This is a genomic window from Corynebacterium sp. 122RC1 (assembly GCF_024580955.1).
GTDB lineage: Bacteria > Actinomycetota > Actinomycetes > Mycobacteriales > Mycobacteriaceae > Corynebacterium > Corynebacterium kozikiae.
This window is the reverse complement of sequence record NZ_JANIKD010000077.1, coordinates 1-381: the sequence shown is the minus strand read 5'-3', so window position 1 is coordinate 381 and position 381 is coordinate 1. Positions and strand designations below refer to the sequence as shown.

1 protein-coding gene is annotated in these 381 nt (G+C 61.7%); it reads right to left on the bottom strand.

Annotated features, from left to right (window positions below; genetic code table 11):
* A partial coding sequence (locus tag NQ050_RS11150; RefSeq protein ID WP_257039409.1) for a CHAD domain-containing protein occupies window positions 1-381 on the bottom strand: 381 nt, incomplete at both ends.

Genomic DNA, 381 nt, shown 5'->3' with positions numbered 1-381 from the left:
GCTTAAGAGCCTTCATCTTTTTGAGGGCCTTGGGCAGTGACGCGTATATGTCCATGCGCAGTCCCACCGCCAAGAAATCGCTGCGGCCAGCCAGGTAGCCTAGGGCGTAGGCGTCCAGACCCGCGCCGGTAGCCTGTGGGCGTAGAGTGGCCAGCCAGTGACTCAGCGTCAGCTCATCGGTGAGCACACCCAGTTCACTCTGGAGGGCCTTAGCTCGGGTGAGAAGGGTGAACTGAGCTTTGGTCAAGGGCAGGCCTGCCTCAGAGCAGGCGGAGAGGCAGTAGCGCGCCGCCTTGGCCGCCTTGCGTATATCGTGCAAGCCTTCATCCCAGGTAGTGCTTTCTGAGAAGTCAGAGGCTCGCTGCGGCCAGGTACTCACGG